General features: G+C 59.4%; 19 protein-coding genes. 7 read left to right on the plus strand and 12 right to left on the minus strand.

The window, feature by feature from the left end; genetic code table 11:
• Nucleotides 1–63: 63 nt before the first annotated feature.
• Nucleotides 64–1,170, plus strand: a complete 1,107-nt coding sequence (locus BMY54_RS15250; protein ID WP_093434124.1) for a catalase family peroxidase — start codon at nucleotides 64–66, stop codon at nucleotides 1,168–1,170.
• Nucleotides 1,167–1,712 (plus strand): cytochrome b, encoded by a 546-nt coding sequence (locus BMY54_RS15255; RefSeq protein ID WP_093434126.1) that lies wholly within the window; start codon nucleotides 1,167–1,169, stop codon nucleotides 1,710–1,712. The genes BMY54_RS15250 and BMY54_RS15255 overlap by 4 nt, the downstream gene beginning before the upstream one ends.
• Here the strand turns inward: BMY54_RS15255 and BMY54_RS15260 are convergent.
• Nucleotides 1,709–2,902: an MFS transporter gene (locus BMY54_RS15260; protein WP_093434129.1), complete on the minus strand. Its 1,194-nt coding sequence runs from the start codon at nucleotides 2,900–2,902 to the stop codon at nucleotides 1,709–1,711. The genes BMY54_RS15255 and BMY54_RS15260 overlap by 4 nt on opposite strands.
• A 148-nt stretch (nucleotides 2,903–3,050) precedes the next feature.
• Complete coding sequence (locus tag BMY54_RS15265) at nucleotides 3,051–4,202, minus strand: M14 family metallopeptidase (protein ID WP_093434131.1); 1,152 nt, start codon at nucleotides 4,200–4,202, stop codon at nucleotides 3,051–3,053.
• A 96-nt stretch (nucleotides 4,203–4,298) separates the two neighbouring features.
• Here BMY54_RS15265 and BMY54_RS30620 point away from each other — a divergent pair, with 96 nt between their 5' ends.
• Complete coding sequence (locus tag BMY54_RS30620; RefSeq protein ID WP_156685516.1) at nucleotides 4,299–4,463, plus strand: hypothetical protein; 165 nt, start codon at nucleotides 4,299–4,301, stop codon at nucleotides 4,461–4,463.
• A 219-nt stretch (nucleotides 4,464–4,682) separates the two neighbouring features.
• On the opposite strand, the gene BMY54_RS15275 is transcribed toward BMY54_RS30620, so the two are convergent.
• Nucleotides 4,683–5,021 (minus strand): DUF6124 family protein, encoded by a 339-nt coding sequence (locus tag BMY54_RS15275; RefSeq protein ID WP_093434137.1) that lies wholly within the window; start codon nucleotides 5,019–5,021, stop codon nucleotides 4,683–4,685.
• Between the two features lie 130 nt (nucleotides 5,022–5,151).
• On the opposite strand from BMY54_RS15275, the gene BMY54_RS15280 reads away from it, so the two are divergent.
• Nucleotides 5,152–5,811, plus strand: coding sequence for a LexA family protein (locus BMY54_RS15280; protein ID WP_093434139.1), 660 nt, complete (start codon nucleotides 5,152–5,154; stop codon nucleotides 5,809–5,811).
• 40 nt (nucleotides 5,812–5,851) lie between these two features.
• On the opposite strand, the gene BMY54_RS15285 is transcribed toward BMY54_RS15280, so the two are convergent.
• From BMY54_RS15285 to BMY54_RS15300, 4 genes are all read right to left on the minus strand, one after another.
• Nucleotides 5,852–7,801, minus strand: a complete 1,950-nt coding sequence (locus BMY54_RS15285) for an acetyl/propionyl/methylcrotonyl-CoA carboxylase subunit alpha (protein ID WP_093434142.1) — start codon at nucleotides 7,799–7,801, stop codon at nucleotides 5,852–5,854.
• Complete coding sequence (locus BMY54_RS15290) at nucleotides 7,801–8,616, minus strand: gamma-carboxygeranoyl-CoA hydratase (RefSeq protein WP_093434145.1); 816 nt, start codon at nucleotides 8,614–8,616, stop codon at nucleotides 7,801–7,803. Before BMY54_RS15290 ends, BMY54_RS15285 begins: the two co-directional genes overlap by 1 nt.
• Before the next feature lie 117 nt (nucleotides 8,617–8,733).
• On the minus strand, nucleotides 8,734–10,341 hold the full coding sequence (locus tag BMY54_RS15295; RefSeq protein ID WP_093434147.1) for a carboxyl transferase domain-containing protein: 1,608 nt from the start codon (nucleotides 10,339–10,341) through the stop codon (nucleotides 8,734–8,736).
• Nucleotides 10,342–10,353: 12 nt separating this feature from the next.
• Nucleotides 10,354–11,517, minus strand: coding sequence for an isovaleryl-CoA dehydrogenase (locus tag BMY54_RS15300; protein ID WP_093434150.1), 1,164 nt, complete (start codon nucleotides 11,515–11,517; stop codon nucleotides 10,354–10,356).
• Nucleotides 11,518–11,814: 297 nt separating this feature from the next.
• Here BMY54_RS15300 and BMY54_RS15305 point away from each other — a divergent pair, with 297 nt between their 5' ends.
• On the plus strand, nucleotides 11,815–13,512 hold the full coding sequence (locus BMY54_RS15305; protein ID WP_093434154.1) for an AMP-binding protein: 1,698 nt from the start codon (nucleotides 11,815–11,817) through the stop codon (nucleotides 13,510–13,512).
• 669 nt (nucleotides 13,513–14,181) lie between these two features.
• Here the strand turns inward: BMY54_RS15305 and BMY54_RS15310 are convergent.
• The 3 genes from BMY54_RS15310 to BMY54_RS15320 form a co-directional block, all read right to left on the minus strand.
• Nucleotides 14,182–15,081: a hydroxymethylglutaryl-CoA lyase gene (locus tag BMY54_RS15310; RefSeq protein WP_093434157.1), complete on the minus strand. Its 900-nt coding sequence runs from the start codon at nucleotides 15,079–15,081 to the stop codon at nucleotides 14,182–14,184.
• Nucleotides 15,082–15,220: 139 nt separating this feature from the next.
• Entirely contained in the window at nucleotides 15,221–15,622 is a 402-nt protein-coding gene (locus BMY54_RS15315) for a MerR family transcriptional regulator (protein WP_093434160.1), read from the minus strand.
• A gap of 203 nt (nucleotides 15,623–15,825) precedes the next feature.
• Nucleotides 15,826–16,755: a LysR family transcriptional regulator gene (locus tag BMY54_RS15320; RefSeq protein WP_016986544.1), complete on the minus strand. Its 930-nt coding sequence runs from the start codon at nucleotides 16,753–16,755 to the stop codon at nucleotides 15,826–15,828.
• A gap of 171 nt (nucleotides 16,756–16,926) precedes the next feature.
• On the opposite strand from BMY54_RS15320, the gene BMY54_RS15325 reads away from it, so the two are divergent.
• Nucleotides 16,927–18,156 (plus strand): acyl-CoA dehydrogenase, encoded by a 1,230-nt coding sequence (locus BMY54_RS15325; protein ID WP_093434163.1) that lies wholly within the window; start codon nucleotides 16,927–16,929, stop codon nucleotides 18,154–18,156.
• Nucleotides 18,157–18,286: 130 nt separating this feature from the next.
• On the opposite strand, the gene BMY54_RS15330 is transcribed toward BMY54_RS15325, so the two are convergent.
• The gene (locus BMY54_RS15330; protein WP_093434166.1) at nucleotides 18,287–19,621 is read right to left on the minus strand and encodes a substrate-binding domain-containing protein; all 1,335 of its coding nucleotides are present in this window, start codon (nucleotides 19,619–19,621) and stop codon (nucleotides 18,287–18,289) included.
• 188 nt (nucleotides 19,622–19,809) lie between these two features.
• Nucleotides 19,810–20,622: an exodeoxyribonuclease III gene (gene xthA / locus BMY54_RS15335; protein WP_064389273.1), complete on the minus strand. Its 813-nt coding sequence runs from the start codon at nucleotides 20,620–20,622 to the stop codon at nucleotides 19,810–19,812.
• A gap of 296 nt (nucleotides 20,623–20,918) precedes the next feature.
• Between xthA and BMY54_RS15340 the strand changes: the two genes are divergently transcribed.
• Entirely contained in the window at nucleotides 20,919–21,569 is a 651-nt protein-coding gene (locus BMY54_RS15340; protein WP_007912451.1) for a GNAT family N-acetyltransferase, read from the plus strand.
• Nucleotides 21,570–21,623: the final 54 nt, after the last annotated feature.

Genomic DNA, 21,623 nt, shown 5'->3' on the forward strand with positions numbered 1-21,623 from the left:
AACCCGGATGAGGCGCGTCTTGCTGATTCTTCCTACTTGTGGCCATTGGCCCTGGAGTCCTTCATGGTTGATCGCACCTCACCCAACGCTTCACCGCCTGGCGGGCCGCAGCGCCCGCCACTGAGTGTCGCGAGCCTGATATTGCGTCTGGGCGGCATTGCCGTGGTAGTCGCTGCGGTGGCCGGGGCGTTTGCCTACGTTCACGGTAACTTCGACCCACAACGCCTGACGCCAAAGGCGCTGGTCGATGTGCTGGAGAAGAACAATGGCGTGCATCCCGGGTTTCGTCGTAATCACGCCAAAGGCGTGTGCGTGATCGGGCATTTCGAAAGCAGTGGTGAGGCACGGGCATTCTCCACTGCGCAGGTGTTCAACGAGCCGCAGACTCCAGTCGTCGGGCGCTTTGCGCTGCCGGCGGGCAATCCCTATGCACCGGACAGCAGCGTGCCGATTCGCAGTCTGGCGTTGCGGTTCACCCAGGCTAACGGGCAGCAATGGCGCACCGGGATGAACAGCATGCCGGTGTTCCCGGTCGGTACGCCTGAGGCGTTTTATCAATTGCAGCAGGCGCAATCGCCAGATCCGGCCACCGGTAAACCTGATCCGGCGAAGGTTCCGGCGTTCTTTGCCGCGCACCCGGAAACCGTGCCGTTTTTGACGTGGGTGAAGACAGCCAAACCGTCGGCCAGTTATGCCACCGAAACCTATAACAGCGTCAACGCGTTTTATCTGGTCGACGCCAGCGGTAAAAAACAGGCCGTGCGCTGGAGCATGACACCGTTGGCGCGCGATGCTGCGGGCGCCAGTGCACCTGAGGGCGGTGATTTTCTCGAGAAAGATCTGGTGCAGCGGTTGTCGTCTGCACCGCTGCGTTTTCAGTTGAATATCACTCTGGCCAATCCCGAGGATCCGGTGAACGACGCCAGCAAGACCTGGCCCGAGGGGCGCAAAGTGTTGAACGCCGGTACGCTGGTGCTGGAAAAGACCCAGCCGCAATTGAGCGGCGAATGCCGGGACATCAACTATGACCCGCTGGTGCTGCCGGCCGGGATTCAAGGTTCCGACGACCCGTTGCTCGCGGCGCGTTCCGCCGGTTACGCCAATTCCTACTTGCGTCGCACCAGCGAAGTCAGTCAGTTGCCCGCCGCCAAACAGGAGGCTCGTCCATGAGCACTCAACCGACGCATTTCGCCCTGTTGGCGCGGCTGCTGCACTGGCTGATGGCGCTGATGATCATCGCCATGCTGTTTATCGGCGCCGGCATGGTCACCTCGGTGTCCGAGCGGCATGAATGGCTGATCCATCTGCACAAACCGCTGGGCATTGCGATTCTGGCGCTGGTGATCGTGCGTTTGCTGGTGCGGCTCACCACGCGCCAGCCACCGTTGCCCGCCGATCTGCCGGGCTGGCAAGTACTGGCGGCCAAGGCGTCCCATCTGCTGCTTTACGCGTTGATGCTGGTGTTGCCGTTGCTCGGTTGGGCGATGATCAGCGCTTCTGGTGAACCGGTGATGCTCAGCACAACGTTGCAGTTGCCAGCGATCGTTCCGGCCGATGCGCAGTTGTTCGCGTTTCTGCGCAAGGCTCACGGGTATCTGGCCTATCTGCTGTTCCTGACGGTGCTGCTGCACCTGGCGGCGGCGTTGTTTCATGGCTGGGTCCGCCGCGACGAGGTGCTCGACAGCATGTTGCGTGGTCGCGATCGCAGCTAACCCGTTTGCGTGGCGCATCGTAGCGATGCGCCGCGTTTCAGGGTCAGCCACCAGTACGCCAGCGCCACGGCGTTGATGCTGGCGCCGAGCAGGCACACGCCGATCCAGCCGGCCCACGCGTACATCGCGGTCGAGCCGATGGAACCGAGCGCACTGCCGATCGAATAGAACAGCATGTAACCGGCGGTGAGACGGCTTTGCGCTTCGGGGCGCACGCTGTAGATCATGCTCTGGCTGGTGACGTGCACGGCTTGCAGACCCAGATCCAAGGTGATTACGCCGAGCAGCAATGCCCACAGCGAGGATTGAGTCAGGGCGATCGGCAACCATGAGGCGAGCATCAGTAACAGCGACAGACCGCTGACCCATTGCCCCAGACCACGATCAGCCAGATGACCGGCCCGTGCGGCTGCCAGTGCACCCGCAGCACCTGCGAGTCCGAACAGACCGATTTCACTGTGCGACAACGACAACGGTGGCGCGGCCAGCGGCAGCACCATCGGCGTCCACAGCACCATCGCACTGGCAAAAGTCAGCAATGCGAGGATCGCGCGTTGGCGCAGTACCGGTTCTTCTTTGAACAGGCTGAATACTGAGGCGATCAGGGCGGCGTAAGTCGTAATCGGTTGCGGGACCTCATCCTTCGGCAGAACACGCAACAGCAGCAACGCCATCAACAGTGTCAGCCCGGCTGACAGCAAGTAAATCGCTCGCCACCCAGCCAAATCGGCCATACCGCCGGCAACCGTGCGTGCCAGCAAGATGCCGACGACGATGCCGCTGGTGACCACCCCGACCACGCGCCCGCGTTGGGCCGGGATTGCCAGCGTCGCGGCATAAGCTACCAAGACCTGCGTCACTACCGCGAGCAGCCCTGTCAAGGTCATGCCAAGCAGCAGCCACGTACTGTCGGGTGCCAGCGCGATCATCAACAGCGCCGCTGCCGACAGCAGGGTTTGAGTAACGATTAATCGGCGCCGATTGAGCAGATCACCGAGAGGGACCAATAGCACCAGTCCGATGCCGTAGCCGATTTGCGTCAGGGTGATGACAATGCCGATGGTCGCCGGCGACATCGCGAACGCCTCGGCCATCGCGTCCAGCAATGGCTGGGCGTAATACACATTGCCCACGGCCAGACCGCAGGCTACGGAGAAAAGCAAAACGGCACTGCTCTTTAGAGGTTTCATTTCCCGCATCCTTTTAGGTTTCAAAATAAAACCTTGAGTACGGTATTGATTCGGGTTTTATTTTGCAACCTGTTTGCGCGAGATGGCGAATGGCGGAAAGCAAAAGATCGCAGACAAGCTGCGATCTTTTACAGAACGGAGGAGGGGATCAGCGCAGGGTATCAACCATGTCAGCGATGGTGGTCAGCACGTCTTTGCCCAGCTGTTTAGAGCGTTTGCCCGACCAGCCGGTGACGTTGTCGGGATGGTCGTCGTGATCCTTGAACGGCATTTCCAGGGTCAGCGACAGGCAGTCGTATTTCTGGCCGACGCTGTTGCACGCCAGGGTCATGTTGGCCTGACCCGGTTCGTCGCGGGTGTAGCCGTACTTGGTCTGGAAATCTTTGGTGGTGTGTTTCAGGTGATTGCGGAAATGCTCTTCGAGCTTCTCGATACGCGGCGTGTAGCCCGGATTGCCTTCGCAGCCGGCGGTGAATACGTGAGGAATGGTTTCATCGCCATGGGCGTCCAGGAACAGATCGACGCCGTACTTTTCCATTTGCTGCTGGACGAAGAGCACCTCGGGACTGATCTCCTGGTTGGCGTTCTGCCAGGCCCGGTTCAAATCCTGGCCCATGGCGTTGGTGCGCAGATGGCCATGGAACGCGCCGTCCGGATTCATATTCGGCACCAGGTACAGATCGGCACTGGCGAGCAGCTTGTTCAGCACCGGATCATCGTGCCTTTCCAGGCGCTCGATCACGCCTTCCATGAACCATTCGGCCATGTGCTCGCCGGGATGTTGCTGAGCGATGATCCAGATTTTGCGCTGGCCTTCAGCGCCAGTGCCTTTGCGCAGCAATTGAATGTCGCGACCTTCGACACTTTTACCGGTCGCCAGTAATTCGGTGCCGGCCTTGCTCAGCGCCTGCTCGATCAGCCAGTCGTGACGGCCACGGCTATAGGGTTCGAAGTAGGCGAACCAGGCATGGGTCTGCGTGGCCTCGAGGCAAAAGCGCAGGCAGTCGCCCTCGTAAATAGTCGGCACGCGGAACCAGTTGACGTGATCGTAGGACGCTACGGCCTGATAACCGGGCCAGCCCTTGCTGTACGTGGATTGGCTGGCATTGTTCAGGCGGAACCAGTGTTCCTGGCCGACATGCAGGCCGCTGGCCTTGAAGTGAAACCACTGGAAATGCGCGCTGCGAGTATCTGGACGAATGGCCAGAACCGGATTGAGTGGATTGCTGATGTCGATGACTTGGATGTTGCCGCTGTCGAAGTTGGCGCTGATGTCGAACGAAGATTTGGCCACGGTCATAATCGATTCCTGAATATGATTTTTATGGCCGTTACTGTACACGCAGGCAGGGCTGAAACCGAGGGGAATTGCGGTGTGTGGCGGGGGGCGTCCTCCATGACGCGCAAGCAGCTTAGAGACTGTGCGATTGATTCTCAAGTGCTAATTGGCATTAGTTTGCCCCAATGCGGCCGGGCTTCGCTTGCCAACCAATATTCTTTTGATATTATCCGCGCCATCGAATTTGCAGCACCTAAAGACTTCATTAGCCTGAAGCCATAAGCCTGAAAAACGGGCAAAAAAAAGACCCGGCAAAAAGCCGGGTCAAAAACCGTGATTAGCCTGATGAGGAGATAGTCCAGAAGACCGACCTAAGGTCTCTGGTCCATCGACTGATCTCGCGACCAGTTGCTTGCAATAATAATCATTATCATTTGCAAGTCAAATGTTTTTACCTGCTCGATTGGAAAATTCTTTCCCGTCCGCCCGCACTTCCGTTTCTCAGGCTTCATCGCCATCGAGTGAATGGTCGACCATCGCCCGCGCCATATCCACCATATGCACCACTGAAAATGCCAGATCGCGACTCGCGCCTTGCAGATTTTCGGCTGCCTTGAACGCCGTTGCTGCTGCGCAGCGCAACAGGTCCGAGGCGTGCACCAGGGCTTCCTCGCCACTGAGATGGCGCCTGACATCGAAAAAACGCTCGTCGACCTCAGGTTCTGACACAGCTGGTTTCAAGTAGTAGTCCAGCGCTCGTTGCGCCGCCGCATTGCCTTGGGGCGAGGTGAAGGTGGTGTCCATTTGCAGATCGGGCAAGTCTTTGCTGCTGATATTCATGATGAGGGGGCACTCCTTGGTCGATTGAAAATCCGTGCCTTCAGAATAGTACTCTGTGTAGTTGTGACGAGAATTTAAATACTACAATATGTGTTTTGCTGGCCGAAGGCGTCCACGTAAGGTGCTGCACATGGATAAATGGATTGAGTTGGTCAAGGCCAAGATGAGTGAACTCAAAATCACTCAAACAGAGCTCGGAGAGCGCGTCGGCATGTCCCAGGGCGGGATCGGCCATTGGCTGAACAAGCGTCGCGAACCCGGTATCACTGAAATGAACCGGGTGCTGCAAGCGCTGGGCATGGATTTCCTCGAAGTGGTGCTGGTGATCCGTGAACCGCAACCCACGTCCGAGGACGAGATGCCGCTGGCGCAGAAGTACAACCCGTACTTCCGTTACCCGGTCAGCGATTGGCAGACGACGTGCGAAGTGCGTGAAAGCGATCCGGCGTCCTACGACAAGGCAGCAGGCAAGCAGCGCTTCGAGTTGACGGATTACCACGCGCGAGGCCCGGCGTTCTGGTTGACGGTGACGGGAGATTCAATGACCGCACCCAGTGGCCAGAGCATTGCCGAAGGCATGCTGATTCTGGTCGACCCGGCCGCCGAAGCGCTGCCCGGTAAACTGGTGATCGCCCAGTGGCCCGACAGTACGGAGGCGATTTTTCGCAAACTCGACGAAGAGGGCGGCCAGCGTTACCTGGTGCCGCTCAATCCGACATGGCCGAAAGCCCTGCTGACCGATGAGTGTCGAATCATCGGTGTTGTGGTGCAGGCAACGGCGCGTTACTAGTCAGATCGATCCTCGCCAGGCGCAGGATCGATCCTCCCGTTCATACTTCTTCCAGCTCAACCAAAGCGCTGCCTTCGCCAACCATTTCACCTTCCTGGCAATACAGCGCTTTGATCACCCCGGCATGCGGCGCGCGGATGCTGTGTTCCATCTTCATCGCTTCCAGCACCACCAGTTGCGCACCGGCCTCAACCGATTGCCCGGCCTCCACCAACACGCGGACAATGCTGCCGTTCATCGGCGCGGTCAGGCCGCCCTGATGACTGTGGCTGGCTTCGATGGCGCTGATCGGATCGTATGTTTCGATACGGCGCAACTCACCTTCCCATTGCAGGTACAGCGCATCGCCCTGGCGAATCGCACGCAACGTACGACGAACGCCTTCGTGCTCGACGATAAGTGCTTCGCCGGACAGTCTGGCGTGGTCGGCAGCATTCAGCGTCAAGGCGCGATCCTGCCCCTCGCAACTCAAATGCAGGGTGATTTCCGGCGGCAGCCCCGCACGCAAACCGCTATTGAGCGACCAAGGCGAAGCAGGGTCATCCTGGCGTGCGAGTTGTGGCAGGCTCTGCGCCACCGCTTGAGCCGCCGCCGCCCAGAACGCGTCGCTCAGCGTGCCCGGTGCAGGCAGCAATTGCTCCTGGTAACGCGGAATAAACCCGGTATCCAGTTCCGCCGCCGCGAACGCCGGGTGCGCAATGATCCGCCGCAAGAAGTTGATGTTGGTTTTCAAACCGCCAATCGCAAACTCGTCGAGCATGCTCAACAAGCGCAATCGAGCCTGTTCGCGATCCTCGCCCCAGGCAATCAGCTTGCCGAGCATCGGGTCGTAGAACGGCGAGATTTCATCGCCTTCTTCAACCCCGCTATCCACCCGGCGCCCTGGCCCTTCGGCCGATTCGCGATACAACGCCAGACGTCCGGTCGCCGGCAGGAAGTCATTCGCAGGATCCTCGGCGTACAAGCGCACTTCAATCGCATGGCCGTTCAACGGCACTTGTTCCTGGGTGATCGGCAGTGCTTCACCACGAGCAACGCGGATCTGCCAGGCGACCAGATCAAGACCGGTAATCGCTTCAGTCACCGGGTGCTCGACCTGCAACCGCGTGTTCATCTCCATAAAGAAGAATTCACCGCGCGCATCCAGCAGGAACTCCACCGTACCGGCGCCGACGTAACCGATCGCCTGTGCCGAACGCACCGCTGCTTCACCCATCGCCCGCCGCAGTTGCGTGGACAGGCCGGGTGCCGGCGCTTCTTCGACGACTTTCTGATGGCGCCGTTGAATCGAGCAATCCCGTTCATTGAGGTACAGGCAATTGCCATGCTGATCGGCGAACACCTGGATTTCCACGTGACGTGGCTTGAGCAGGTATTTCTCCACCAGCATGCGCGAATCGCCGAACGACGACTGCGCTTCACGCTGAGCCGAAGCGAGGGCTTCGGCCAACTGGCTGACGTCCTCGACCACTTTCATGCCTTTGCCACCACCGCCGGCCGTGGCTTTGAGCAGCACTGGATAACCGATGCGTTCGCAGGCATCGCGGAAGGTGTCGAGGTCCTGCGCTTCGCCGTGATAACCCGGCACCAGTGGCACACCGGCGGTTTCCATCAGCGCTTTGGCGGCGGACTTGCTGCCCATGGCATCGATGGCCGAGGCGGGCGGGCCGAGGAAAATCAGCCCGGCCGCTTCGATGGCACGAGCGAACCCGGCGTTTTCCGAGAGAAACCCGTAACCCGGATGAATCGCCTGCGCGCCACTGGCCTTGGCCGCTGCGATCAGCTTGTCGATCTGCAGGTAACTGTCGGTCGCTTTGCTGCCACCGAGATCGACGCGGATGTCCGCTTCCCGGCTATGTCGCGCCTCACGGTCGGTGGCACTGTGCACGGCAACCGTGGTCAGGCCCAAGGCTTTGGCGGTGCGCATCACGCGGCAGGCGATTTCGCCACGGTTGGCCACCAGCAGGGTGGTGAGAACAGGTGCGCTCATCAACGCGGCTCCTTGGTGGTGGTTGCGGCTTGCCAGCTCGGCGGACGTTTTTGCAGAAAGGCGCGCAGGCCTTCCTGACCTTCAGGGCTGACGCGGATGCGGGCGATGGCATTTTCGGTGTAGCGGCGCAGCGCCGGGGTCAGCGCGCCGTTACCGACTTCACGCAGCAAATCCTTGCTGGCGCGCATGGCGGCGGGGCTGTTGAGCAGTAAATTGTTGATCCACTGTTCGACTTGCTGATCAAGTTCTGCCGCCGGATAGCTCTCGGACAACAAACCGATTTCGCGCGCACGTTGTCCGCCGAAACGCTCGGCGGTCAGCGCATATCGACGCGCAGCGCGTTCGCCGATGGCTTGCACCACGAACGGACTGATCACCGCCGGCGCCAGACCGATGCGCACTTCCGACAAGCAGAACTGCGCGTCATCGGCGCCAATCGCCATGTCACAGCAACTGATCAGCCCCAGCGCGCCACCGAACGCCGCGCCTTGCACCACGGCCACTGTGGGGATCTTCAGCTTGGCGAGGTTGTACATCAGCTCTGCCAGTTCACGTGCGTCGTCGAGGTTGGTGTGGTAATCGAGTTCGGCCGATTGCTGCATCCACGCCAGATCAGCGCCGGCACTGAAGTGCTTGCCACGACCACGCACCAGCAGGAAACGCAGGCTGGCGTCGCTGGCGACTTTGTCCAGCGCGAGGATCAGTTCGCGGATCATCTCGGCGTTGAAGGCGTTGTTCTTTTCTGCGCGGTTGAGCCACAGCGTTGCAAAACCGCGTGGGTCGCTGTGCAGTTCGAGGGTGTTGAAATCGCTCATATTCATCCGTCTCCACGGTTCTTGTGGGAGCGAGCCTGCTCGCGAAAGCGTTGTATCAGTCGACCTATCCGCTAGCTGACAAACCGTATTCGCGAGCAGGCTCGCTCCCACAAAAAATCACATCCGGAACACGCCGAAGCGGCTCGGTTCGATTGGCGCGTTCAGCGACGCGGACAAGGCCAGGGCCAGCACATCGCGGGTCTGCGCCGGGTCGATGACGCCGTCGTCCCATAGCCGTGCGCTGGAATAGTAGGGGTGACCTTGCTCTTCATACTGGTCGAGGATCGGTTGCTTGATCTCGGCTTCCTGCTCGGCACTGAAGGCCTGGCCACTGCGTTCAGCCTGTTCGCGTTTGACCTGCACCAACACGCCCGCCGCCTGCTCGGCGCCCATCACGCCGATCCGCGCGTTCGGCCACATCCACAGGAAACGCGGGTCATAAGCGCGGCCGCACATGCCGTAGTTACCGGCGCCGAAGCTACCGCCGATGATCACGGTGAATTTCGGCACCTTGGCGCAAGCCACCGCTGTTACCAGTTTCGCGCCGTGTTTGGCGATGCCGCCGGCCTCGTATTTCTGACCGACCATGAAGCCGGTGATGTTCTGCAAAAAAAGCAGCGGAATACCGCGCTGGCAGGCCAGTTCGATAAAGTGCGCACCTTTCTGCGCGGCTTCGGCGAAGAGGATGCCGTTGTTCGCCAGAATCGCGATCGGGTAGCCGTGCAGATGCGCAAAGCCACACACCAGCGTGGTGCCGAACAAAGCCTTGAATTCATCGAACACCGAACCGTCGACCAGTCGCGCAATCACTTCGCGCACGTCGAACGGCTGCTTGGCGTCGGCCGAAACTACGCCGTACAACTCGTCGCTGGCGTACAGCGGCGCAATCGGCGCGCGTTGCTGCACGTCACCGAGCTTGCGCCAGTTGAGGTTGGCAACGCTGCGGCGGGCGAGGGCGAGGGCGTGTTCGTCGCTCTCGGCGTAATGGTCGGCGACCCCGGAAATCTTGCAGTGCACATCGGCACCGCCCAGGTCTTCAGCGCTGACCACTTCACCGGTCGCGGCTTTCACCAACGGCGGGCCGGCGAGGAAAATCGTCGCCTGATTGCGCACCATGATCGCTTCGTCCGCCATTGCCGGTACATACGCGCCGCCGGCAGTGCACGAGCCCATGACCACGGCGATCTGCGGAATGCCCATCGCGCTCATGTTGGCCTGGTTGAAGAAGATCCGCCCGAAGTGCTCACGATCCGGAAACACTTCGTCCTGACGCGGCAGGTTGGCGCCGCCCGAATCGACCAGATAGATACACGGCAGACGATTCTGTTGCGCGATGGTTTGTGCACGTAGATGTTTTTTCACGGTCAGCGGGTAGTACGAACCGCCCTTAACCGTCGCGTCGTTGGCGACGATCATGCATTCGACGCCTTCAACCCGGCCGATCCCGGCAATCACACCAGCGGCCGGAACGTCTTCGCCATACACGGCGTGGGCGGCCAGTTGGCTGATTTCCAGAAATGGCGAACCTGGATCAAGCAAGCGGTTGATGCGTTCACGAGGCAACAGTTTGCCGCGTGAGGTGTGGCGTTCCTGGGCTTTCGCGCCGCCGCCCTGCGCCACTTGGGCGAGCAGGGTGTGCAGGGCGTCGACCTGTTTGAGCATCGCCGCGCTGTTGGCGGCGAACTCCGCTGAACGAGGGTTGAGCTGAGTGTGCAGGGTAGCCATGGCCAGCTCCGTTTAGCGGGTTTCGTTGAACAGTTCGCGACCGATCAGCATGCGACGGATCTCACTCGTACCGGCGCCGATTTCGTACAGCTTGGCGTCACGCAGCAAGCGGCCCGCCGGGAATTCGTTGATGTAACCGTTACCACCGAGAATCTGGATCGCGTCGAGGGCCATTTGCGTCGCGCGCTCGGCGGTGTAGAGGATTACCCCGGCGGCATCCTTGCGGGTGGTTTCGCCGCGCTCGCAGGCCTGGGCCACGGCGTAGAGGTAGGCGCGACTGGCGTTGAGCTGGGTGTACATGTCGGCCACTTTGCCCTGGATCAGCTGGAACTCGCCGATGCTCTGGCCGAACTGTTTGCGGTCGTGGATGTATGGAACGATCAGGTCCATGCACGACTGCATGATCCCGGTCGGGCCGCCGGAGAGCACGACGCGTTCGTAATCGAGACCGCTCATCAACACTTTGACGCCGCCGTTGAGCACGCCGAGGATGTTTTCTTCCGGCACCTCGACGTCATCGAAAAACAGCTCGCAGGTGTTGGAGCCGCGCATGCCGAGCTTGTCGAATTTGTTGCTGCGGCTGAAGCCTTTCCAGTCGCGTTCGACGATGAACGCGGTGATGCCGTGCGGGCCTTTTTCCAGATCGGTCTTGGCGTAGATCACGTAGGTGTTGGCGTCAGGGCCGTTGGTGATCCAGGTTTTGCTGCCGTTGAGGACGAAATGGTCACCGCGTTTGTCGGCGCGCAGTTTCATCGAGACCACGTCGGAACCGGCGTTCGGCTCGCTCATGGCGAGGGCGCCGACGTGTTCGCCGCTGATCAGCTTCGGCAGGTATTGGGTTTTTTGTTCGTGGTTGCCGTTACGGTTGATCTGGTTGACGCAAAGGTTGGAGTGCGCGCCGTAGGACAGGGCGACCGAAGCCGAACCACGGCTGATTTCTTCCATCGCCACCACATGCGCCAGGTAACCCAGGCCAGCGCCGCCGTACTCTTCCGGCACAGTGATGCCGAGCAGGCCCATGTCACCGAATTTGCGCCACATGTCGGCGGGGAACAGGTTGTCGCTGTCGATCTGCGCGGCGCGCGGAGCGATCTCCTTGGCGACAAAGGACTGAACCTGATCGCGCAACATGTCGATGGTTTCACCGAGGGCGAAGTTCAGGGAGGGATAGCTCATGGGTCACCTTTTGGCTTTTTTGTAGGGTGGGGAGGGCGGTTACTCAGCTCTCACCTTTACGTTAACGTAAGCCTGCGATGGATGGCTGTCAATCACCCTTTACGTTAACGTCAACTTAGGCGAGAGTAGGGGCAGTTCAAGATTGAAACGGAGCGGACCTTGTGGGAGCGAGCTTGCTCGCGAAAGCGTCAGATCAGTCAACACGGATGTTGAATCTGCTGGCCTCTTCGCGAGCAAGCTCGCTCCCACAGGGGTTAAATCCGGCAAAACCCACTAATAAAGACAATAGGGGTCGTCATGGATCAACCCAGTGCAAACCCGCAGCGCAGCTACACCCGTGGCTCACAGGACAAAGCCTTGCTGGCACTGACCATCGGGCAGAAGTTCGATCACACCGCCGCGCAATACCCTGACGGTGAAGCGCTCGTCGTGCGCCATCAGCAACTGCGTTACTCCTGGCGACAACTGGCCGATGCGGTGGACCTGCACGCCAGAGCGCTGCTCGCCCTGGGTTTGCAGGCCGGCGATCGCCTCGGTATCTGGGCGCCGAATTGCGCGCAGTGGTGCATCACCCAAGTTGCAACGGCAAAAATCGGCGTGATCCTGGTCAACATCAACCCGGCCTATCGCAGCTCCGAACTCGAATACGTGCTCAAGCAATCCGGCTGCCAATGGCTTGTCTGCGCAGGGGCGTTCAAGTCCTCCAACTACCACGCCATGTTGCAAGGGTTGGTGCCGGAACTGGCCGAGCAATCCATCGGCCAACTGCGCAGCGAAAGCCTCCCCGAACTGCGCGGGGTAATCAGCCTTGACGCGCAACCACCGTCAGGTTTTCTGCCGTGGTCGCAACTGGCCGATCTGGCCACCAGCATCTCTCCCGATCAACTGCGCGAACGCAGCGACAGCCTGCACTTCGATCAACCGGTGAACATCCAGTACACCTCCGGCACCACCGGTTTCCCCAAGGGTGCGACCCTCAGCCACTACAACATCCTCAATAACGGCTACATGGTCGGTGAAAGCATCGGCCTGACCCCGCGCGATCGTCTGGTGATCCCGGTGCCGCTCTACCACTGCTTCGGCATGGTCATGGGCAACCTCGGCTGCATCACCCACGGCAGTACGATGATTTACCCCAGCGATGCCTTCGATCCATTGCTGACCCTGCAAACCGTCGCCGAAGAAAAGGCTACCGGCCTGTACGGCGTACCGACCATGTTCATTGCCATGCTCGATCAGCCACAACGCGCAGAGTTCGACCTGTCGAGCCTGCGTACCGGGATCATGGCCGGTGCGACGTGCCCGATCGAAGTGATGCGCCGGGTCATCAGCGAAATGCACATGAGCGAAGTGCAGATCGCTTACGGCATGACCGAAACCAGCCCGGTGTCACTGCAGACCGGGCCGACCGATGAGCTGGAATTGCGCGTGACCACCGTCGGCCGCACCCAGCCACAGCTGGAAAGCAAGATCATCGACGAAGCCGGCAACCTCGTGACGCGCGGCACCATCGGCGAACTGTGCACCCGTGGCTACAGCGTGATGCTCGGTTACTGGAACAACCCGCAGGCCACCGCCGAAGCCATCGATGACGCGGGCTGGATGCACACCGGCGACCTGGCGAGCATGAACGAGGAGGGCTACGTCAACATTGCCGGGCGCAACAAGGACATGATCATTCGTGGCGGCGAGAATATTTACCCGCGTGAGCTGGAGGAGTTTTTCTTCACCCATCCGGCCGTGGCGGACGTGCAGGTGATCGGCATTCCGTGCTCGCGTTACGGTGAGGAGATTGTTGCCTGGATCAAGTTCCACCCCGGCCACAGCGCCTCGGAGCTGGAGCTGCAAACCTGGTGCAAGGAACGTATCGCGCACTTCAAGACGCCACGGCATTTCAAGTTCGTTGAAGAGTTTCCGATGACGGTGACGGGCAAGATCCAGAAATTCAGGATGCGTGAAATAAGCATTGAAGAACTGAAAACTATCGAGCGGTAACCGCAACCTCTGTGGGAGCGAGCTTGCTCGCGAAGGCGTCAGGTCAGCCAATATCTTTGTTGATGACACACCACATTCGCGAGCAAGCTCGCTCCCACAGGGGATAGGTGTTGAGGAAAAGAGGAATCACAGAAAGCACAAAGGGGAGCCGAAGCTCCCCTTTAATTTTGTCGTCGCGTGCTCTTTTTTATTATTGAGGGTCGGTCTGTTGTTGTTTTTGGCAACCGTGGCCCTTTACCGCTGTTTTTGGCGACCCCCATCCGGGGTCAAGAGCAAACGTATTTTTTTGAGCGCTGATCTACTTTCTCGCTAAGCGATCCAACCGATTCTGGAGCTACCTGAAGGTAGTTTTATTGTTCTCTGCCCGGTTGCGGGTCACTCCTGAGAGCACCCTGAAAAGCACACCTTCTCCAAAAAAATCTGTTAGCTGCGTCTCTGCCGTGTTGTTTTTGTTATGTCAGAGTCGGTACGTCTTATTTTTATTGGTTTGCTGCTTTTTATTCTTGTTATGCCATAGAGATAGCAGAAGCCGTGCCAACTTTTAAAAAGCCTTATAAATCAATGTCTTGAGAATTTCAGCAAATTTTCACTCTAGCGAAACCAGACAATTTGTTTCCGTGTTACTCGCTTGAACCCACATTCCGGACACAGCGGTAACACCTTCCCCCCTCACTGTGCGCTACGAGCCTTGGCCACGCGCGAACCGCTCGGGCGACCGAGCACCGCACTGATCTGCTGACCCGCAGCAATCAAGGCGTCCAGGTTGATACCGGTCTCGATACCCAGGCCGTTGAGCAGGTACACCACATCTTCAGTAGCAACGTTACCGCTCGCGCCTTTGGCGTACGGGCAGCCGCCGAGGCCCGCGATAGAGCTGTCGAACACCGAGATGCCCTCGAGCAGGCTGGCGTAGATATTGGCCATGGCCTGCCCATAGGTGTCGTGGAAGTGCCCGGCCAGTTTGTCCCGTGGTACCTGCGCCGACACCACTTCGAACAAGCGGCGAGTCGCGCCCGCAGTGCCAGTGCCAATGGTGTCGCCCAGCGAAACCTCGTAGCAGCCCATCGCATACAACTCGCGGGCGACCATCGCCACTTGTTCCGGCGCGACCGTGCCTTCATATGGGCAACCGAGCACGCAGGACACGTAACCGCGCACGGTAACGCCGTGCTGTTGCGCCGCCTCCATGATCGGTGCGAAGCGCGCCAGGCTTTCGCTGATCGAGCAGTTGATGTTGCGCTGCGAGAAGGCTTCGGAGGCGGCAGCGAACACGGCGACTTCCTTGACCCCAGCGGCGATGGCATCTTCGAAGCCACGCAGGTTCGGCGCCAGTGCGCCGTAGGTCACGCCGGGTTTGCGCTGGATCTGTGCAAACACTTCGGCCGAACCCGCCATCTGCGGGACCCATTTCGGTGAAACGAAACTGCCGACTTCTATATAGCCAAGACCGGCAGCGCTGAGTGCATCGACCAGTTGCACCTTGTCGGCGACGCTGATCGGTTGGGCTTCATTCTGCAGGCCATCGCGCGGGCCGACTTCGATCAGGCGTACTTGGGAGGGGAGGGACATGGCGGTTGACCTGCTCTTTTGAATTCGTGGAGAACCCTGTGGGAGCGAGCTTGCTCGCGAAAGCGGCGCATCAGTCGACAAACATTTGAATGTCAGACCGTATTCGCGAGCAAGCTCGCTCCCACAGGGAATGGGGTTATTACTGAATGGCCTGCTGGCTCTTGAGCGTCTGCTCCAGTGCCTGCACGCAACGCTCTTCGGCGGTATCGAGTTCCAGTTTCATCTGTTCGATATCCAGCAACTGCTGTTCCAACTGCTCGCGGCGCTCGGTGATTTTCGCCAGCATGCTGTTGAGCTGTTTGGTGTTACCGCTGGAAGGGTCGTAAAGCTCGATCAGTTCACGGCATTCGGCCAGCGAGAAACCGATGCGCTTGCCGCGCAGGATCAGCTTCAGACTGACCTTGTCGCGTGGCGAATAGATACGTTCCTGGCCACGGCGCTCAGGGCTGAGCAGGCCTTGCTCTTCATAAAAGCGGATCGCCCGGGTGGTGATGTCCAGCTCGCGGGCGAGGTCGGAGATGCTGTAAGTCTGGCTGCTCATGGAAGCGCTCGAAAAAAGGTCTTGGCGCTAAGCTAATGGCAGGTTGACGTTTACGTCAAGCAGGATGATTTTGTGTTGCATTTGATTGCCTCTTCGCGAGCAGGCTCGCTCCCACAGTGGATTTGTGAACACCACAGAACCTGTGGGAGCGAGCCTGTCTCCGGGCGGCGTTCCGACGAAGAACGATAATGCGGTGTAATTTCTTACACCTTATCCAGCTTCTTCTCCTGCGCCGTCACCTGCTGGCACAACTCGATCATCTGCTCGCGCATCCAGCGATTCGCCGGATCCTGGTCCGTGCTTTCATGCCAGTACAAGTGCGTCTCCACCGGCGGCACATCATTCACCGGCAGGTTAAACGCCTGCAGCTCATGCCGACGGGCGAAGCGCTCCGGCACCGTCATGACCATGTCGGTTTGCTGCATCACTTGCGACGCCATCAGATAATGCTGCGAGCGCAGGGCAATCTTGCGCTGAATGCCCATTTTGCCCAGCGCCAGATCGACATAACCCAGACCACTGCGACGGCTGGAAATATGGATATGGGTCAGCGACAAGTAATCATCCAGCGAGAGTTTTTCCTTGCCTGCCATCGGATGGCCCTTGCGCATCGCGCAGACGTAACGGTCTTCCATCAGCTTGACGTGGCGCACCTGCGGGTCGGTGTTGAGTGGCGCATCCACGGCGAAATCCAGACGTCCGGCGGCCAGCTCTTTGGTGGTCTCGCGGCGCTTGGACAGAAAGCTTTCGATAATCACGGTCGGCGCCAGACGGCGCAGGCGCTGGAACAGCGGCGGCAGAATCACCGCTTCGGTGAGGTCGGTCATGCTGATGCGGTAGGTCTTGACCGCTTGCGCCGGATTGAAGATGCGACTTTCCTGAACCGACACACGCAGCAGCGACAAAGCGTTGCGCACCGGGCCGATGATGTTCTGCGCCATCGGCGTCGGCACCATGCCCTGAGCCGTGCGCACGAACAGCGGATCGTTGAAGGTTTCGCGCAACCGCGCCAAGGCGTTGGACACCGCCGGCTGGGTGATACCGACAATCTGCCCGGCGCGGGTCAGGTTGGCTTCGGTGTAGATCGCGTCGAAGACGATGAAAAGGTTGAGGTCGACCTTACTCAGATTCATAACGCGGCTTCTCTTGTTATTTAGGGCAGTGTTTTAAGGGCTGGCAATCAGCCGATCATATATCGGTGATGAATGTTTATACACGCCGAGAATAGGCTAGGTAAATTATCAACGCTGTTCTAGCATCGATTGCATGACTTAAACAACCTCTGCCCAAGAAGGTAATTGATCATGGATTTCGCTTATTCGCCCAAGGTGCAAGAACTGCGTGAGCGCGTGACCGCGTTCATGGACACTTACGTTTACCCGGCCGAGGCGGTGTTCGAACGCCAGGTTGCCGAAGGCGATCGCTGGCAGCCGACGGCGATCATGGAGGAGCTCAAAGCCAAGGCCAAGGCCGAAGGTCTGTGGAATTTGTTTCTGCCTGAGTCGGAACTCGGTGCCGGTCTGACCAACCTCGAATACGCGCCATTGGCGGAAATCATGGGCCGCTCGCTGCTCGGGCCGGAACCGTTCAATTGCTCGGCGCCGGACACCGGCAACATGGAAGTGCTGGTGCGCTACGCTAACGAAGAACAGAAACAGCGCTGGCTCGAACCGCTGTTGCGCGGTGAAATCCGCTCGGCATTCGCCATGACCGAACCGGACGTTGCCTCTTCGGACGCGACCAACATGGCCGCCCGCGCCGTGCGTGATGGTGACGAGTGGGTGATCAACGGTAAAAAATGGTGGACCTCCGGCGCCTGCGATCCGCGCTGCAAAATCCTCATCTTCATGGGCCTGAGCAATCCTGATGCGCCGCGCCATGCGCAGCACTCGATGATCCTCGTGCCGGTCGACACCCCCGGGGTGAAAATCGTCCGTCCGCTACCGGTGTTTGGCTACGACGACGCTCCGCACGGCCACGCCGAAGTGCTGTTCGACAACGTGCGTGTGCCGTACGAAAATGTCCTGCTCGGTGAAGGTCGTGGCTTCGAGATCGCTCAAGGTCGCCTTGGCCCAGGCCGGATTCACCACTGCATGCGCTCGATCGGCATGGCTGAACGGGCCCTGGAATTGATGTGCAAACGTGCGGTAAGCCGCACTGCATTCGGCAAACCGCTGGCGCGTCTGGGCGGTAACGTCGACAAGATCGCCGACTCACGGATGGAAATCGACATGGCACGTCTGCTGACGCTGAAAGCGGCGTACATGATGGACACCGTCGGTAACAAAGTGGCGAAAAGCGAGATCGCGCAGATCAAAGTCGTTGCGCCGAACGTCGCACTGCGGGTGATCGACCGAGCGATTCAGATGCATGGTGGGGCCGGGGTGTCGAACGATTTCCCGCTGGCCTACATGTACGCCATGCAACGCACATTACGCCTGGCCGACGGCCCGGACGAAGTGCACCGCGCGGCGATCGGCAAATTCGAGATCGGCAAATATGTGCCGAAGGAAATGTTGCGTAGCGGTCATTAAGACCGCGTCGCCTGCTTCGCGAGCAAGCTCGCTCCCACATTAAACCGCATTCCAAATGGAAGAATGCGATCCCTGTGGGAGCGAGCTTGCTCGCGAAGGGGCCTGAACATTCAGTACATAACCATCAGGCTCAATATACCCAAACCTCAACCCGCCGATTCTTGATCCGCCCCTCATCGACATTGTTCGCCGCCACCGGCATCAACGCGCCAAACCCGCGAACCTCGCGCAACACCACGCCGTTCTTCACCAACTCCCGTCGTACCGCCATCGCCCGCAGCTTTGACAGCAGATCCGCGCGTGCCGGGTCGTCCTTGGCATCACCAAACCCGACCAAGGTCACCGCGCGTTCAGTCTTGTCATGACGCTTTATATAGTCGAACACTCGCGCCAGATCCTGACGCGCCTTGTTATCCAGCTTCGCACTGCCTTCTTCAAAGCGGAAATTCACCGTCAGACGCTGGGCGTGACGGCTGAGGGATTGATAGCCCTCGGGCATCAGTGCATTCGGCGCGACGCTCATCGCATGCACGGTCTGGCTGATAAAACCGTTTGCCGCGACAATCGCCTGGCCCTGACGGCTTTGCGCAAACGTCACCAAAGCTTTCGCCCAAGGATTGTTGCTGTCGGGCGGTAGATAGAAGAACAACCGCCGCGACAGTGGATAGTCTTCGGTAGCGATCAGGCTGTTGAGCGGCAGCATCGACTGCGATGCGCCATCAGCAATGGCCACGGCTTTGGCCTGACGCACGTAGGGCAAACCGATGAAACCGATGCCTTGCGGATCCGAACTCACGGCGTCGGATAATTGCTCGCTGGATTCAAAACGTTTCGCGGCGCTGTTCAGACTTTTCCCACGCCGGCTCAAGACGAGTTCCTTAAACGTGTCGTAAGTGCCGGACTGATCATCGCGCGCATATAAATGAATCGCACCGCCACGCCCGCCGAGGTCTTCCCAGGTTTTCACATCGCCAGCGAAGATCCGCGCCAGTTGCTCGGTGTCCAGTTGCTGCAGCGGATTGTCGGGATGAAGGATGATCGCCAGGCCATCAATGGCGATGACTTGTTCGGCGGCGGGACTTTTCAGATCGCCCAGTGATTGCAGGGTCTGTAACTCACTGTCCTTGATCTCGCGGGAAGACGCGGCGAGGTCGGCGCTGGCATTTTTCAACGCGGTGAAACCGGTGCTGGAACCGTGGGCGGCGACTTCAACGACCACGCGTTTACCTTCGCTGGTCTGGCCGACGATGCGCAGTTCGTTGGCGGCGTCCGGGGTTTCGCGGTGGATTTTCAGCAGGCCTTGCTCTTGCAGCAGGCCCTCAACGAGTGCTGGGCCGAGTTCGGCGCCGATGGTGTTGGAACCCTGGATGCGCAGCGCCGGGCCGTTTTCAGGGAGGGGCAGGGTGGCGGCAGAAACCGTCAGCCACGCACTCAAGAGAAACACGCACAGAACACGCAGGGTCATGCCGGCACCGAATCAAGCCAAGGGGATTGCCGGGGAGATTAAGTCAGGCGCATGACCGAAAGATGACACCGATTCAATGTAGGAGTGAGCCTGCTCGCGATAGCGGTGTACCGGTCAACATTTATGTCGTCTGATTCACCGCTATCGCGAGCAGGCTCACTCCTACAGGTATTGCGTAAGGCTAGGGATCAGCTGAGTTCCAACCAGATCGGCGCATGATCGGACGGTTTTTCCATCCCGCGCAATTCATAGTCGACACCCGCTGCCTTCACCCGCGGCAACAAACCATGCGACGCCAGAATCACATCGATGCGCAGCCCGCGCTTCGGTTCATCCTCGAAACCACGGCTGCGGTAATCGAACCAGCTGAACATGTCGGTCACATCCGGGTTCAAGTGGCGATAGCTGTCGGTCAAACCCCAGTTTTTCAGGCGCGCCATCCACTCGCGCTCTTCCGGCAGGAAGCTGCATTTGCCGGTTTTCAGCCAGCGCTTCATGTTGTCCGGGCCGATGCCGATGTCGCAGTCTTCCGGGGAAATGTTCACATCGCCCATCACCACCAGCGGCTGTTCGTTGTGGAACTGGCTTTCCAGCAGCGCTTGCAGATCGCTGTAGAAACGCTGCTTGGCGGGGAATTTGGTCGGGTGGTCGCGGCTTTCACCCTGAGGGAAATAGCCGTTCATGATGGTCACCGGTACGCCATTGGCGTCGGCGAACGTGCCCCAGATAAAGCGACGCTGAGCGTCTTCTTCGTCGGTGGCGAAACCTTTATGGATGGCGATCGGCTCCTTGCGCGAGAGCATCGCCACGCCGTAATGGCCTTTCTGGCCATGGAAATACACGTGGTAGCCGAGGGCGCGGACTTCTTCGAGCGGGAACTGGTCGTCGTGGACCTTGGTTTCCTGCAGACCGATCACGTCCGGCTGGTGTTTTTCGATCAGCGCTGCCAGCTGATGCGGACGGGCGCGCAGTCCGTTGATGTTGAAGGAAACGATCTTCATGGTCGGCAGTCCTGGCAAAAGGGCGATGCTAGCTGACATGGGGGAGATGGGCCAGTGTGGGAGAAATCATTTTGGTCTGTGGGATTTGTGTCGCTTGTAAGTGCCTCTTCGCGAGCAAGCTCGCTCCCACATTTTGATCGCGTTCCCCTGTGGGAGCGAGCCTGCTCGCGAAGGGGTCGGCAAAATCGCTGAAGATCCAAGGTTGGTCTATACCTGTGGGGAACCACGCCACCACTACAGGGTTCGTACCAACAAGAGCGCCGCCATTTGAACGCGCCCCGGGGAGAGTCACTGTCATGCCTGAAACCCAGACCGCCATCGCCGACATTCATATGCTCGACCGCGGCTATTCCCGCGAAGCCCGCTCGCTGCTCTATCAGGCTTATCGCCACGAGCCGACCTTCGGCTACCTGTTCGAAGCCGAGCGTCCCGGCTATGAGCAACGGGTGCGGGCGACGGTGCGGGAACTGGTCAAGCAACACTTTCTGCAGGATCTGCCGGCCATTGGCCTGCTGGTCAACGACCGCCTGATCGGCATCGCCCTGATCGCGCCACCGCAACGCCGTTTGGGCATCACCGAAAGCTGGGCGTGGCGCCTGCGCATGGTGCTCAGCACCGGTTTCCGCTGCACTCGGCGCTATCTGGAGTACCACGATGCCGTTGCTGCCTGTGTACCCAGCGATTCGGTGCACATGCTGCCATTGCTGGGAATTCATCCGCAGTTCCAGGGCAAACACTTCGGTGAACAATTGCTGACCGCCGTACACAACTGGTGCGCCGTTGACGAAACCTCGCAAGGCGTGGTGCTCGACACCGGCAACCCGCGTTACCTGGAATTCTATAAAAGACAGGGTTACGAAGAGATCGGCGAAGTTGCCGTCGGCCCGGTGCGCGAACACGTATTTTTCCACGCCAATCCGCAGGTGTTACAAACTGCAACAGCATGACAATCGAACTTCTTGGGAAATTTCCTGTTCTATCACGCTCCCAAGCCCGTGATA

Origin of the sequence: Pseudomonas sp. ok266 (genome assembly GCF_900110195.1) — a bacterium.
Lineage (GTDB): Bacteria > Pseudomonadota > Gammaproteobacteria > Pseudomonadales > Pseudomonadaceae > Aquipseudomonas > Aquipseudomonas neuropathica.

Bases quoted from the DNA above. Each gene is read 5' to 3' on its own strand.
- BMY54_RS15250 (WP_093434124.1), top strand. From the start codon at position 64: ATGGTTGATCGCACCTCACCCAACGCTTCACCGCCTGGCGGGCCGCAG.
- BMY54_RS15255 (WP_093434126.1), top strand. From the start codon at position 1,167: ATGAGCACTCAACCGACGCATTTCGCCCTGTTGGCGCGGCTGCTGCAC.
- BMY54_RS15260 (WP_093434129.1), bottom strand. From the start codon at position 2,902: ATGAAACCTCTAAAGAGCAGTGCCGTTTTGCTTTTCTCCGTAGCCTGC.
- BMY54_RS15265 (WP_093434131.1), bottom strand. From the start codon at position 4,202: ATGACCGTGGCCAAATCTTCGTTCGACATCAGCGCCAACTTCGACAGC.
- BMY54_RS30620 (WP_156685516.1), top strand. From the start codon at position 4,299: ATGACGCGCAAGCAGCTTAGAGACTGTGCGATTGATTCTCAAGTGCTA.
- BMY54_RS15275 (WP_093434137.1), bottom strand. From the start codon at position 5,021: ATGAATATCAGCAGCAAAGACTTGCCCGATCTGCAAATGGACACCACC.
- BMY54_RS15280 (WP_093434139.1), top strand. From the start codon at position 5,152: ATGGATAAATGGATTGAGTTGGTCAAGGCCAAGATGAGTGAACTCAAA.
- BMY54_RS15285 (WP_093434142.1), bottom strand. From the start codon at position 7,801: ATGAGCGCACCTGTTCTCACCACCCTGCTGGTGGCCAACCGTGGCGAA.
- BMY54_RS15290 (WP_093434145.1), bottom strand. From the start codon at position 8,616: ATGAGCGATTTCAACACCCTCGAACTGCACAGCGACCCACGCGGTTTT.
- BMY54_RS15295 (WP_093434147.1), bottom strand. From the start codon at position 10,341: ATGGCTACCCTGCACACTCAGCTCAACCCTCGTTCAGCGGAGTTCGCC.
- BMY54_RS15300 (WP_093434150.1), bottom strand. From the start codon at position 11,517: ATGAGCTATCCCTCCCTGAACTTCGCCCTCGGTGAAACCATCGACATG.
- BMY54_RS15305 (WP_093434154.1), top strand. From the start codon at position 11,815: ATGGATCAACCCAGTGCAAACCCGCAGCGCAGCTACACCCGTGGCTCA.
- BMY54_RS15310 (WP_093434157.1), bottom strand. From the start codon at position 15,081: ATGTCCCTCCCCTCCCAAGTACGCCTGATCGAAGTCGGCCCGCGCGAT.
- BMY54_RS15315 (WP_093434160.1), bottom strand. From the start codon at position 15,622: ATGAGCAGCCAGACTTACAGCATCTCCGACCTCGCCCGCGAGCTGGAC.
- BMY54_RS15320 (WP_016986544.1), bottom strand. From the start codon at position 16,755: ATGAATCTGAGTAAGGTCGACCTCAACCTTTTCATCGTCTTCGACGCG.
- BMY54_RS15325 (WP_093434163.1), top strand. From the start codon at position 16,927: ATGGATTTCGCTTATTCGCCCAAGGTGCAAGAACTGCGTGAGCGCGTG.
- BMY54_RS15330 (WP_093434166.1), bottom strand. From the start codon at position 19,621: ATGACCCTGCGTGTTCTGTGCGTGTTTCTCTTGAGTGCGTGGCTGACG.
- xthA (WP_064389273.1), bottom strand. From the start codon at position 20,622: ATGAAGATCGTTTCCTTCAACATCAACGGACTGCGCGCCCGTCCGCAT.
- BMY54_RS15340 (WP_007912451.1), top strand. From the start codon at position 20,919: ATGCCTGAAACCCAGACCGCCATCGCCGACATTCATATGCTCGACCGC.